Source organism: Sphingomonadaceae bacterium OTU29LAMAA1 (assembly GCA_024072375.1).
Lineage (GTDB): Bacteria > Pseudomonadota > Alphaproteobacteria > Sphingomonadales > Sphingomonadaceae > Sphingomonas.
In genome coordinates, this window is record CP099617.1 from 3,620,911 (window position 1) to 3,633,718 (window position 12,808).

9 protein-coding genes are annotated in these 12,808 nt (G+C 66.7%); 4 read left to right on the forward strand and 5 right to left on the reverse strand.

Annotated elements, in window-relative coordinates; genetic code table 11:
- Both NF699_17365 and NF699_17370 read left to right on the forward strand, forming a co-directional pair.
- Positions 1 to 2,340: an RNB domain-containing ribonuclease gene (locus NF699_17365; protein ID USU04779.1), complete on the forward strand. Its 2,340-nt coding sequence runs from the start codon at positions 1 to 3 to the stop codon at positions 2,338 to 2,340.
- Positions 2,337 to 2,663, forward strand: a complete 327-nt coding sequence (locus NF699_17370) for a hypothetical protein (GenBank protein USU04780.1) — start codon at positions 2,337 to 2,339, stop codon at positions 2,661 to 2,663. The genes NF699_17365 and NF699_17370 overlap by 4 nt, the downstream gene beginning before the upstream one ends.
- A 123-nt stretch (positions 2,664 to 2,786) precedes the next feature.
- On the opposite strand, the gene NF699_17375 is transcribed toward NF699_17370, so the two are convergent.
- Together NF699_17375 and NF699_17380 are read right to left on the reverse strand one after the other, a co-directional pair.
- On the reverse strand, positions 2,787 to 3,935 hold the full coding sequence (locus NF699_17375; protein USU04781.1) for a saccharopine dehydrogenase NADP-binding domain-containing protein: 1,149 nt from the start codon (positions 3,933 to 3,935) through the stop codon (positions 2,787 to 2,789).
- A gap of 97 nt (positions 3,936 to 4,032) precedes the next feature.
- Positions 4,033 to 5,802, reverse strand: a complete 1,770-nt coding sequence (locus tag NF699_17380; GenBank protein ID USU04782.1) for an ABC transporter transmembrane domain-containing protein — start codon at positions 5,800 to 5,802, stop codon at positions 4,033 to 4,035.
- 153 nt (positions 5,803 to 5,955) lie between these two features.
- Between NF699_17380 and phaZ the strand changes: the two genes are divergently transcribed.
- Positions 5,956 to 7,188 (forward strand): polyhydroxyalkanoate depolymerase, encoded by a 1,233-nt coding sequence (phaZ, locus tag NF699_17385; protein USU07141.1) that lies wholly within the window; start codon positions 5,956 to 5,958, stop codon positions 7,186 to 7,188.
- 76 nt (positions 7,189 to 7,264) lie between these two features.
- Here the strand turns inward: phaZ and NF699_17390 are convergent, their stop codons facing one another.
- The 3 genes from NF699_17390 to NF699_17400 all read right to left on the reverse strand — a co-directional run bounded on the left by NF699_17390 (position 7,265) and on the right by NF699_17400 (position 9,638).
- Complete coding sequence (locus NF699_17390; protein USU04783.1) at positions 7,265 to 7,747, reverse strand: pyridoxamine 5'-phosphate oxidase family protein; 483 nt, start codon at positions 7,745 to 7,747, stop codon at positions 7,265 to 7,267.
- 246 nt (positions 7,748 to 7,993) lie between these two features.
- Complete coding sequence (locus NF699_17395) at positions 7,994 to 9,172, reverse strand: acetyl-CoA C-acyltransferase (GenBank protein USU04784.1); 1,179 nt, start codon at positions 9,170 to 9,172, stop codon at positions 7,994 to 7,996.
- 31 nt (positions 9,173 to 9,203) lie between these two features.
- Positions 9,204 to 9,638, reverse strand: coding sequence for a MaoC family dehydratase (locus tag NF699_17400; GenBank protein USU07142.1), 435 nt, complete (start codon positions 9,636 to 9,638; stop codon positions 9,204 to 9,206).
- A gap of 121 nt (positions 9,639 to 9,759) precedes the next feature.
- On the opposite strand from NF699_17400, the gene putA reads away from it, so the two are divergent.
- Positions 9,760 to 12,807, forward strand: a complete 3,048-nt coding sequence (putA, locus tag NF699_17405; protein ID USU04785.1) for a bifunctional proline dehydrogenase/L-glutamate gamma-semialdehyde dehydrogenase PutA — start codon at positions 9,760 to 9,762, stop codon at positions 12,805 to 12,807.
- The last annotated feature ends 1 nt before the right edge of the window (position 12,808 follow it).

A 12,808-nucleotide genomic window follows, 5' to 3' on the forward strand; every position in this document is an offset into this window, starting at 1 on the left:
ATGGAGCATGACGGAACGCGGTCGGCTCCCTATCTCTCATCCGTGCATAAGAAAACCAGACCCGGCCTGCCAACGCAGGCGCAGATCCTCGACTTCATCGCGACCTCCGACGTGCCCGCCGGCAAACGCGAGATCGCCAAGGCGTTCGGCCTGACCGCGCAGGAGAAGATTGCGCTGAAGGCGTTGCTGAAGGACATGGCCGACGAAGGCCTGATCGATAGCGCCCCCGGCCGCGCCTTCCACAAGATGGGCGGGCTGCCCAAGGTGACGGTGCTGCGCGTCGCCGATGTCGATGACGGCGGCAACGTGTGGGCGGTGCCGGAACGGTGGGAGGCGGACACGCCGCCGCCGCGCCTGCGGGTGCGCGAGCGGAAGGGGAGCACGCTGGGGATCGGCGAGCGCATCCTAGCGCGGACCGAGGAAGCGGGCGCGGGCTGGATCGCGCATCCGATGAAGGTGCTGGCGAAGGCGTCGGAGCAGGTGCTCGGCGTGCTGCGGCGCGAGGGAGACCGGTTCTGGCTGACCGGGGTCGAGAAGAAGGACCGGCGCGAGTTCCCGGTGTCCGACGTTGGCGAGGCGCAAGCGGGCGATCTCGTGATGACCGAAATCACCGGGCGGCCCCCGCGGCTATCGGTGCGGGTGGTGCAGCGGTTGGGCGATCCGTTCGCGCCGCGCAGCTTCTCGCTGATCGCGATCCACAAGCTCGGCATTCCCGACGTGTTTTCGGGTGAGGCGCTCGACGAGGCGGAGCGGGTGTCGCGGCTGCCGTTGGGCGACGATCGCGAAGACCTGACGCATCTGCCGATCGTCGCGATCGATCCGGTCGATGCGCGCGACCACGACGATGCGGTGTGGGCGGCGCCCGACGATGACCCCGGCAACCCCGGCGGGTGGAAGGCGGTGGTCGCGATCGCGGATGTCAGCTTCTACGTGCGACCCGGTTCGGAGATCGATCGCGAGGCGCGGCGGCGGGGCAATTCGGTGTATTTTCCCGATCGCGTCGTACCGATGCTGCCGGAGATCCTGTCCGCCGAGGTGTGTTCGCTGAAGGAAGGGGAGGATCGCGCGGCGCTGGTGTGCCATTTGCAGGTGGGGAAGTCGGGCAAGCTGGAGAGCTGGCGGTTTTCCCGGGCGCGGGTGCGGATCGCGGCGAACCTGGCGTATGAAGATGCGCAGGCAATGATCGACGGCAAGCCCATTCCCTTCAGGGGAGGGGACGCGGGCGTCGGTCTCGGTGAGACGTCCCCCACCCCCACCCCCTCTCCTGAAGGGGAGGGGCTTATCCTGGGGTCGCTCCGCCACCTTTGGGACTGCTGGCGCGCGCTGGCGAAGGCGCGGGATGCGCGCGAGCCGCTCGACCTCGATCTGCCCGAACGGCGCGTCGTGCTCGACGAGAAGGGGCGGATCATGTCGGTCGCGCCGCGCGAGCGGCTCGATGCGCACCGGTTGATCGAGGATTACATGATCGCCGCCAACGTCGCCGCTGCCAAGGCGCTGGAGGCGAAGAAGGCGCCAGTGATGTACCGCGTGCACGAACCGCCAAGCCGTGAAAAGCTGGTCGCGTTGAAGGACTATCTCGAGACTTTCGATGTCGCTTTTGCACTCGGGCAGGTGATCCGTCCGGCGACATTCAACCATGTGCTGAACCGCGTCGGTGACGCCGATTTCCGCCCGCAGGTAATGGAGCAGGTGCTGCGCACGCAGACCCAGGCTTATTACGCGCCGGCCAACCAAGGGCATTTCGGGCTGTCGCTGGGCTCCTACGCGCATTTCACCTCGCCGATCCGGCGTTATGCCGATCTCGTCGTCCACCGCTCGCTGGTCGCGGCCTACAAGCTCGGGCCGGGTGAGCTGACCAGGACGGATGCCGAGGCGATCGAGCAGATCGGCACCACCATCAGCGGCCTCGAACGCCGCGCGATGGAGGCGGAGCGCGATACGATCGATCGCTATGTCGCGGCGTTCCTGTCGGAAAAGGTCGGCGAGACGGTGTCGGCGCGGATCACGGGGGTGCAGAATTACGGCTTCTTCGCCACGGTGGAGGGAATCGGCGGCGACGGGCTGATGCCGGTCCGCGATCTGGGCGGCGAATATTTCCGCTTCGACGAGGCGGCGCGCAAGCTGATCGGCGAGCAGACCGGCGAGGAATATGCGCTCGGCCAGCGCATCGACCTGAGGCTGGCGGAGGCGAACCCCGTGTCGGGCGCGTTGCGCTTCGAACTGCCGGGCGGCAAGGGGGCGGCACCGGGCGCGCGGCATGTCGGCTCGGGGCGCAAGGATCGCGTGATCAAGCATCGCGGGCGGCCGCAGAACATCCGCCATCAGGGCAAGCGGCGGTGACGCGTCTGGTGCGTGTCGAGCCGCAGGGTACGGTGCGCGACCGTTATCTGGTGCACGGGACGATCGCGCCGCGTTTCGTCGACGCGCACGCGGTGACGGCGAGCGATGCGATCGATTTCGCGCCGGCCGATGAGCGCGAGGCGAAGGCGTTCGCGGCGATGGTCTCCGACGGGTCGATCCGGGTGGCTGTGCCGGGACGGTTTTGGTTCGACATGGATGCGTATGAGGCGGCTGCGGCAGGACGACGGGCGAAGCGGGTGCCGGTGATGCTGATCGTGACGCTGTTGATCGCGGTGGGGGCGGTGATGTTCTACCGCGGATGAAATCCTCCCCGGCGAGGTGAGTCGAGGGGGCGTTTCCGCGAGTCACCACGTTCATGGTGGACCTCCCCCTCCGCCACGGCTTCGCCGCGCCACCTCCCTCTGGCGGGGAAGGAATTGCAAGACTCACCCCGCAGTAAACGTCAGCCCGGCCTTGTCCTGCAAGCGATCGCGCAGCGTCGTGCCGAGCAGCGCGCCGGGGGTCCAGACGCCGCCGGCGCCTTCCGTTTCCAGCAGGCAGCGCGCGGTCTCGGCGATCATCTTGCTGGTCGATCCATAGCCGGGGTCGCGGTCACCGGTGACCACCGCGTCGAAGCGCGCGCCGTCGGGCATCAGGCCGACGAACAGCAGGTCGTAATGGCCACTGTCGCGCTCTTCCTTGCTGGGGCCTTCGCCGGGTTTGGGCCCCTTGTCGCTCGCCAGCGGGTTGAGCTTGGCGATCGCGTCCGCTGCCGCCTTGCCCATCTCGCCGAGGCCGGCGACCATCATCTCGTCGTACACGAAATCCTTGCCGTAGCGGTGGTCGAGCAGGAAGTTGGTGCGGTGGACGTTCTTGGTGTTGATTGCCGCCATGATGAACGGCGCGACCCAGGTGTTGAGCGTCGCGTCGAATTCGGGCAGCAGCCCGGTCGGCTGGTGCGGGCCGCTGAAGCCGGGGGTCAGCGCAAATGGGCTGGCGAGCAGGCCGAGGATCGACGGATCGCGCGCTGCGGCGGCGAGCGTCGCCTTCAGGCTTGCCGCGGTGCCGCCGGAAAAGCCGCCCTTCATCGCCCGTACGCGGCCCTTCACGCGGGGTGCTGGATGGCCGTATTTGGCGCGGGCGCATTCCTGCAAGGTCAGCACGCCGAGATCGAACGGGATCGAATCGAAGCCGCAGGAGAACACGATGCGCGCGCCGCTCGCCTGCGCTCCGGCATGGTGGGCGTCGATCATGTGGCGCATCCACGCCGGTTCACCGCACAGGTCGACGTAAGCGGTGCCCGCGGCGACGCAGGCGGCGATCAGCGGCTCGCCATAGAGCTGGTATGGGCCGACGGTGGTGAGCACGACCTGCGTCGATTGCGCCATCGCCTTCAGGCTGGCGGGATCGTCTGCATCGGCGACGAGCAGCGGCGTGTCTGCGGGCGCGCCGATGATGTCGCGCACCTCCTCCAGTTTGGCGCGGCTGCGGCCCGCCATCGCCCAGCGGGTGACGTTCTGCTGGCAGAGATATTCAGCGACGAGACGCCCGGTGAAGCCCGTCGCGCCGTAGACGATTATGTCATAGTCGCGCATTGCTCTCTCCCATTGCTTTACGCGAACGTCATGCGCTTTGCGGGACAAGGGATCAAGTTTCCCCAAACATCCCAACGAAAACCGGGATGACGGAAGGTTACGCCGCCTCGCTGAACTGCAAGCTCGCCAGCCGCGCGTACAAACCGCCGTGACCGATCAGGCTGCTATGCGTACCCTCCTCGACGATCCCGCCTTGATCCATCACAACGATGCGTTCCGCGGCGCGAACCGTCGCCAGCCGGTGCGCGATCACCAGCGTGGTGCGGTTCTCCATCAGTCGTTCCAATGCCTGCTGCACCAGCCGCTCGCTTTCGGCATCCAGTGCGCTGGTCGCCTCGTCGAGCAGCAGGATCGGCGCATCGCGGAGCAGCGCGCGCGCGATCGTCACCCGCTGGCGCTGGCCGCCGGACAGGCGCGCGCCGCCTTCGCCCAGATTGGTGTCGAGGCCCTGCGGCAACGCACGCAGGAAATCGGCGGCGTTGGCGGCTTCTGCCGCGGCCCACAATTCGTCGTCGGTCGCTTCCCACTGGCCATAACGCAGATTGTCGCGGGCGCTGGCGCCGAAGATCACGGTTTCCTGCGGCACCATCGCGATCTGTGCGCGGATCGCGGCGGGGTCGGCCTCCCGCAGATCGACGCCATCGAGCAGGACGCGGCCCGCGGCGGGGTCGTAGAAACGCTCGGCAAGCTGGAAGAGCGTAGATTTGCCCGCACCCGAGGGGCCCACCACCGCGACCGTTTCGCCGGGACGTACGCTGAGGGTGAAATCCTCCAGCGCGGCGACGTCGGGGCGGGTCGGATAGTGGAAGCGGACGTGCTCGAACGACAGCGCGCCGTTGACCGGTACGGGCAAGGGGATCGGCGCGGCGGGGCGCGTGATCTCGGGCTGTTCGCGCAGCAGTTCGGCGAGACGGCTGGCTGCGCCGGCACCGCGGAGCAGATCGCCGTACACTTCGGTCAACGCGCCGAACGCGCCGGCGACTATGCCGCCGGTGAGCACGAAGGCGGCGATCGCTCCGCCGCTGATCTTGCCGGCGGCGACATCGGTCGCGCCCTCCCACAGCACCAAAGTAATCGACCCGAAGATCAGGAAGATCATGATCGCCGTCATCACTGCCCGCAACGCGATGCGCGACTTGGCGGCGGCGAAGGTCGCGTCGACCGCGCTGGTGAAGCGTTGCGCCTCGCGCGGCTCCTGTCCGAACGCCTGGACGATCTTCATCGCGCCGAGCGTCTCCGTGATCAGCGATCCGACGTCGGCCACCCGATCCTGCGACGTGCGCGACAAGTTGCGGATGCGGCGGCCCAGGATCGTCACGGGCAGGATGATGAGCGGGATGCCGAGCAGCAGCATGCCGGCCAGTTTGGGCGACAGCGCGAAGAGATAGATCATGCCGCCGACACCGGTGAAGGTGTTGCGCAGCGCGATGCTGACGGTGCTGCCGACGACGTTTTCGATCAGCGCAGTATCGGACGTCAGGCGCGATGCGATTTCCGACGGACGATTTTCCTCAAAGAAGCGCGGCGTCAATCCGAGCAGGTGAGCTTGCACGCGCGTGCGGATATCGGCGACGACCCGTTCGCCCAGCCAGGACACGAAATAGAAGCGGATCGCCGTCGCTACCGCGAGGACCGTGACGATCATCAGCAGGTAATGGAACGACGACGCCACCGTCTCGCCGCCGCCCGGTGCGAAGCCGCGATCGATCACGCGCTTGAATCCATAGGGGATTCCGATCGTCGCCGCGGACGTGGTGGCAAGCGCGGCAAGCGCGATGGCGAGTTGGCGCGGATAACTCAGCACGCGCTCCAGCACGAGCCGGAGATCGCCGAGGCGGCGGTTGCTGGAAACGGGATCTTTGGCCATGCCGACGCGCCTAGCAGTCGCGGAAGGGTGGCTCAACGGCTCGCGACGGGCCGGCATTGGGGCCGGTCGGGCGTCTCGGGCGTTCAGACTGATTACACGGGCCGTGATTTGCGTTACGACGCTCTCAACCTATCTTATGTAAAGATGCCAACCATGCTCTACGACGCCTATGAAATGCAGCGCTCGATGCTCGCCGGGGCCAGCGCGATGGCCACGTTCGGGGCCGACTGGATGCGCAATCCCGCCAATCCGTGGTCGTATGTCGGCGGTGGCCAGATCGTCAGCTCGGCGCTCGACGTGTTCGCTCATGCGTCCGCGACCCGGGGCAAGCCGGCGTTCGGGCTGACGCACACGACGATCGACGGGCGCGAGGTGGCGGTGCATGAAGAGATCGTGCTGCAAAAGCCGTTCGGCCAGCTGAAGCGGTTCCGTCGCGAGGGCGTCGAGGGCGGACCCAAGCTGCTGATCGTCGCGCCGATGTCGGGCCACTTCGCCACGTTGCTGCGCGGCACTGTAGAGCGGATGCTGCCGACCGCCGAGGTCTACATCACCGACTGGCGCGACGCGAAGCTGGTGCCGCTGTCGGACGGGCGTTTCGACCTCGATGATTATATCGATTATCTGATCGCGTTCATGGAGGCGATCGGCCCCAACGAGGGGCAGGGTGGTGCGCACATGCTCGCAGTCTGCCAGCCATCGGTGCCCTGCTATGCCGCCGTTGCGTTGATGAGCGCGGACCAGAACCCCTGTCGTCCGAAGACGCTGACGATGATGGGCGGGCCGGTCGACACGCGCGAGGCGCCGACCGCGGTCAATACGCTGGCGACTGAGCGGCCACATGCGTGGTTCGAACAGAATGTCGTGGTGACTGTGCCGGCGATGTACCCGGGTTCGGGCCGCAAGGTGTATCCCGGCTTCCTTCAGCTCGCCGGCTTCATGTCGATGAACCTCGGCAACCACATGGTCTCGCACTGGGAGATGTTCAAACATCTGGTCCAGGGCGACGGCGAAAGCGCGGACGCGACCAAGGGGTTCTACGAGGAATATCGGTCGGTCTGCGATATGACGGCGGAATTCTATCTGCAGACGGTGGAACTGGTGTTCCAGAAGCATGCACTGCCGCGGGGCGAGATGATGCACCGTGGGCGCCGGGTCGATCCGGGCGCGATCACCGATGTCGCGGTGCTGGCTATCGAGGGCGAGCGCGACGACATCTCCGGTATCGGCCAGACGAAGGCGGCGTTGACGCTGGCGACCAACCTGCCCGAGGACAAGAAGCGTTATCTGATGGCGGAAGGCGCCGGCCATTACGGCATCTTCAACGGATCGAAGTGGCGCAACCATGTCGCGCCGGTCGTCGAAGAATGGATGGCGGCGAACGCCTGATATGAAACGAGCGGCCTGTTGAAAGGCCGCTCGTACTGTTTCGACGGAGGGGCGGTGGCGACCGCCCCTTTTCGTGTCAGGCGACCGAGTCGACCATGGCGTGGCTGCTCGATTCATCGCCGCGGATCGTGCCGCCGAACAGCATCTTTACCCGGCCAGATATCGAGATATCGGTCTCCCACAGCTCCGCACTGTCGATGTCAAAGCGCAGCAGCGTGACGTTCGGATCGTCCTTGCCGTTCGGGAACCAGGCGTCGACCTGATTATTCCAGAGCTTGTCGATCTGACCCCGGTCGTTATCCTGGCTGACATTGCCGGCGAGGCAGGCGAAGAAGTCATGCCCCTTGCCGACGAACTGCGCCATCGCGTCGCCGCCCTTCGCGATACGGTTGTCCTTGCCAGCGAAGAAGAACAGCGTGTTCGGCTGATCGTCGTCGATCTGCGCAGTCATCGGCTCGGAATGTTCACCGTCCACAAGGCCGATCATCACGAACGGGCTCGCCTTCAGCTTGTCGAGGAACTTGGCGGCAATCTCCTGAGGACTGTCGTGGTCGGCCATGCGTCGTCTCCTGTACGGGGTTTGGCGGGAGAACGAGCGCGGCGAGGGTTGGTTGCGCGGTTGGCAGCTTCGGCCATCGACGTGATTGACAGACGCAAACGATAAAGCACACGGGCGGCGCTCGGGTAGCAGCCTAAGCCCCAAACGATTTGGGCCCCGACCGTAGCAGCGGTCGAGGCCCATACAAGGAGGACACCAATGACAATGCCCGATCCGGACATATGCCGATCAGGCTAACACTTCAACTCACAGCACCTCGAACAGACCGGCCGCGCCCATGCCGCCGCCGATGCACATCGTGACGACGACGTACTTCGCCCCGCGGCGCTTGCCCTCGATCAGGGCGTGGCCGGTCATGCGGGCGCCCGACATACCATAGGGATGGCCGATCGAGATCGCGCCGCCGTTGACGTTGAGCAGTTCGTCGGGAATGCCGAGCGTGTCGCGGCAATAGAGAACCTGCACCGCGAACGCCTCGTTGAGCTCCCACAGGCCGATGTCGTTCATCGTCAGGCCGTTCTTCTCGAGCAGCTTGGGGATCGCGTAGACCGGGCCGATACCCATCTCGTCGGGCTTGGTCCCTGCCACCGCCATGCCGACGTAGCGGCCGAGCGGGGCGAGGCCGCGCGCGGAAGCGACGCTTTCCTCCATCAGCACCGATGCCGATGCGCCGTCCGACAGCTGGCTGGCGTTGCCGGCGGTGATGACGCCGTCCGGACCGACGACTGCCTGGAGCGCCTGAAGCCCCTCCAACGTGGTGTCGGCGCGATTGCCCTCGTCCTTCGACAGGGTCACGTCCTTGGTGCTGACCTCCTTGGTCAGCTTGTCCACCACGTTCATCGTCGCGGCCAGCGGCACGATTTCGTCGTCGAACTTGCCCGCGGCCTGGGCGGCGGCGGTGCGCTGCTGCGACTGGAGGCCATAGGCGTCCTGCACGTCGCGGCTGATACCGTAGCGCTTCGCGACTGTCTCGGCAGTCTGGAGCATGGGCATGTAGATGTCGTCGTGCATCACCATCAGCTGCTTGTCGGGCGCGACGCGCATCTGCGGGGTTTGCACCATGCTGATGCTCTCGACACCGCCGCCGATGGCGATGTCCATGCCGTCGACGATGATCTGCTTCGCTGCCGTCGCGATCGCCATCAGGCCGCTCGCGCACTGGCGGTCGAGCGACATGCCCGAGACCGACGTCGGCAGACCGGCACGCAGCGCAGCCTGGCGAGCGATGTTGCCGGCCTGATGGCCCTGCTGGAGCGCGGCGCCGAAGACGACGTCGTCGACCTCGGCGCCATCGATCCCCGCGCGCCTGACGGCATGTTCGATGGCGTGGCCGGCGAGCGCCTGCGGCGTCGTGTTGTTGAACGCGCCGCGATAGGCGCGGCCGATCGGCGTACGGGCGGTGGAGACGATGACGGCTGAGCGCATGGTGGATTTCTCTCGGCTGATGATGGGACGGTTAGACGAATATCTGGCTGATCCATTCGGCGATCATCGCGGGTTTCGGCTGCCCTTCGATCTCGACGGTGAATTCATTGGTCTGCTGGAACTGGCCGGGGCGCTTTTCATCGAATTCGATTAGCTTGAAGCGACCGCGGACGCGGCTGCCGGAGCGGACGGGGGTGAGGAAGCGGACTTTGTTGCCGCCGTAATTGACCCCCATCTTCACGCCTTCCAACCGCGGCGCATCGGGTACCTTGGACGACAGTAGCGGCATCAGCGACAGCGTCAGGAAGCCGTGTGCGATCGTGCCGCCGAACGGCGTCCGCGCGGCGGCGGCCGGATCGATGTGGATGAACTGGTGATCGCCGGTCGCCTCGGCGAACTGGTCGATCATGGCTTGCGTCACCTCGACCCAGTCGGAGACGGTTTCGGTGCCGATCCTGTCTTTCATCTGGTCGACGGTGATCGTCGTCACGGGATTCCCCTTCCAACCTATTTGGCGCTAAACGCGGGGTATTCTGTAGGCGCGGGAGGGTGTTCCTCGCAAGCCTCGACCGACCGAAAGCTTGAACATGTCCTCTGCCGTAACGTCCGCTGCCCGCAAATCCATGGCACAACTGTACCGCGCCAGCGAACCCGATGTTCTAAAACCCCTGCTGGACCGTGCGTCGACCGCTCCCGACTCGCGTCAGCGGATCATGGGACATGCGTCAGGACTGCTGGCGGACCTGCGCGCGGCGCAGAACCGCGGCTGGGTGAACCAGTTCCTGCAGGAATATCGCCTCAATTCGTCGGAGGGCGTCGCGCTGCTGAGCCTCGCCGAGGCATTCCTGCGCGTGCCCGATCCGGAGACGGCGGACCTGCTGATCGCCGACAAGCTGGGCGACGCCGATTGGCGCGCGCATGCCGGTCGGTCGAACAGCAAATTGGTCAACAGCGCGACTTGGGGGCTGGTCGTCGGGCGCGTGCTGGTGGGCGAGGGGCCGTCCGGGCCGCTGCGTCGGCTGATCTCCCGCGCGGGAGAGCCGTTCGTCCGGCAGGCGGTCGGCGCGGCGATGAAGATGATGGGCGAGATCTTCGTGATGGGCCGCACCATCGACGAGGCGATGCGGCGGATGAAGCGCGGTGAGAACAAGGGTTTTACCGCCAGCTTCGACATGCTGGGCGAGGCTGCGCGGACCTATGACGACGCGGATCGCTATTTCCGGGCCTATGTCGGTGCGATCGATGCGGTCGGCAGCGATCCGGCGGCGGGGCATTCGGTGTCGGTGAAGCTGTCGGCGTTGCATCCGCGGTACGAGGTGGCGCGGTGGAGCGAGTGCGTGCCGGCACTGACCGAGATGTTGGAGCAACTCGCGGTGCAGGCGGCGGCGAAGAACATCGCGCTGACCGTCGACGCGGAGGAATCCGAGCGGCTGGAGATGAGCCTCGACATCATCGGTGCGGTCGCGGCGCTGCCGAGCCTGAAGGGCTGGGACGGCTTCGGCATGGCGGTGCAGGCCTATGGCAAGCGCGCGCGGCCGGTGGTGGCGTGGGCGAACGGGCTGGACCGCGTGATGAACGTGCGGCTGGTCAAGGGCGCCTATTGGGACAGCGAGATCAAGCGGACGCAGGTCGAGGGGCTGGCGGACTACCCACTGTTCACGCGCAAGGCGGCGACCGACGTGTCGTATCTGGCGGTGGCGAAGGACATGCTGGCGGCGGAGAATATCCGGCCGGCGTTCGCCAGCCACAATGCGCTGACGGTGGCAACGATCCTGGAATGGGCCGGCAACAGCCGCGACTTCGAATTCCAGCGGCTGCACGGGATGGGCGACGGCCTGTATGAGCGGCTGGTGCGCGAGAACGGCTATCATTGCCGGATTTACGCGCCGGTGGGCGGGCATCGCGATTTGCTGGCGTATCTGGTGCGGCGCTTGCTGGAGAATGGAGCGAATTCGAGCTTCGTGCATCAGTTGGCGGATGCGCGGTTGAGCGAGGACGAGATTCTGGCGGACCCGGTGGCGAAGATCGCTGCGGTCGGCGGCACGCGACATCCGAGCATTCCGTTGCCGAAGGATCTGTTCGCGCCAGGACACCGCAATTCGCGCGGGCTGGATTTGAGCGATGTGGCGACGCTGGAGGCGGCGGTCGCGGCGGTCAAAAAGCCGCTGCCTCACCCTCACCCTCACCCGTCGCCGGCTGACGCCGTCTCTCCCTCTCCCGATGGGAGAGGGAAGGGGCCCGCTGCCGCAGGCGGTGGGAAGGGTGAGGGTGAGCGCGTGTCTGCAGCCGTCACCCGCGCGCATGCCGCGTTCCCGGCGTGGTCGGCCACGCCGGTGGACGACCGCGCCGCCTGCCTCGAACGGCTCGCGGACCTGCTGGAGGAGAATCGCGACCGGTTGATGGCGATCTGCGTGCAGGAGGCGTTCAAGACGATCCCCGATGCGATCGGCGAGGTGCGCGAGGCGGCGGATTTCTGTCGCTATTACGCCGGCGAGGCGCGGGCGCGGTTGCGCGCGGTGGAGCTGCCGGGGCCGACCGGCGAGCGCAACATGCTGCATATCGAAGGGCGCGGTGTCTGGGCGACGGTGGCGCCGTGGAATTTCCCGCTGGCGATCTTCCTCGGCCAGACGGTCGCGGCGCTTGTCGCGGGCAACACCGTCGTCGCCAAGCCTGCGCCGCAGACGCCGGAGATCGCGCGCTTCGCGGTCGAGCTGGCGCATCGCGCGGGGGTGCCGGCGGATGCGCTGGTGCTGGTGACCGGCGGGCCGGAGGTCGGCGCTGCGCTGACCGGCGACGTGCGGGTGGCGGGCGTCGCCTTCACCGGATCGACCGCGACCGCCAAGCGGATCGCGCGGACGCTGGTGCAGGACGACGATCGCCCGATCGTGCCGCTGATCGCGGAAACGGGCGGGATCAACGCGATGATCGTCGATTCCACCGCACTGCCCGAACAGGTGGTGGCGGACGTCGTCACATCCTCGTTCCGGTCGGCTGGGCAGCGCTGTTCGGCGCTGCGCCTGCTGCTGGTGCAGGAGGATGTCGCGGATACCGTCATCCACATGCTGACGGGGGCGATGGATACGCTGCGGCTGGGTGATCCGGGCGATCCGGCGACGGACGTCGGGCCGGTGATCGACCGCGCGTCGTACGAGAAGCTGATGGACTATCGTGCGAGTGTGACCGACCGGACGCTCAAGACGCTGGAGGCGCCGGTGGACGGGCTGTTCGTGCCGCCGACGCTGGTGAAGCTCGACCGGATCGAGGATCTGGACCGGGAGTGGTTCGGGCCGATCCTGCACGTCGCGACGTGGGAAGCGGGCAAGCTGTCGGAGACGATCGCGCGGGTCAACGCCAAGGGCTATGGCCTGACGATGGGGCTGCACAGCCGTATCGCGCGCGCGGCGGAGGTGACCGAGGCGGCGGCGGCGGTCGGCAACCTCTACATCAACCGGTCGATGATCGGCGCTGTGGTGGGGTCGCAGCCGTTCGGTGGTGAGGGGCTGTCGGGCACCGGGCCGAAGGCGGGTGGACCGCATTACCTTTACCGGTTCTGCGCGGAGCGGGCGGTGTCGGTGGATACGACCTCCGCCGGCGGCAATGCGACGTTGCTGAGCCTGGACGAAGGGGGAATTTGAG

What these genes read in the sequence shown, in the direction of transcription:
- phaZ (USU07141.1), top strand. Translation starts at nt 5,956, where the DNA reads ATGCTCTACGACGCCTATGAAATGCAGCGCTCGATGCTCGCCGGGGCC.
- NF699_17390 (USU04783.1), bottom strand. Translation starts at nt 7,747, where the DNA reads ATGGCCGACCACGACAGTCCTCAGGAGATTGCCGCCAAGTTCCTCGAC.
- NF699_17400 (USU07142.1), bottom strand. Translation starts at nt 9,638, where the DNA reads ATGAAAGACAGGATCGGCACCGAAACCGTCTCCGACTGGGTCGAGGTG.
- putA (USU04785.1), top strand. Translation starts at nt 9,760, where the DNA reads ATGTCCTCTGCCGTAACGTCCGCTGCCCGCAAATCCATGGCACAACTG.
- NF699_17395 (USU04784.1), bottom strand. Translation starts at nt 9,172, where the DNA reads ATGCGCTCAGCCGTCATCGTCTCCACCGCCCGTACGCCGATCGGCCGC.
- NF699_17365 (USU04779.1), top strand. Translation starts at nt 1, where the DNA reads ATGGAGCATGACGGAACGCGGTCGGCTCCCTATCTCTCATCCGTGCAT.
- NF699_17380 (USU04782.1), bottom strand. Translation starts at nt 5,802, where the DNA reads ATGGCCAAAGATCCCGTTTCCAGCAACCGCCGCCTCGGCGATCTCCGG.
- NF699_17375 (USU04781.1), bottom strand. Translation starts at nt 3,935, where the DNA reads ATGCGCGACTATGACATAATCGTCTACGGCGCGACGGGCTTCACCGGG.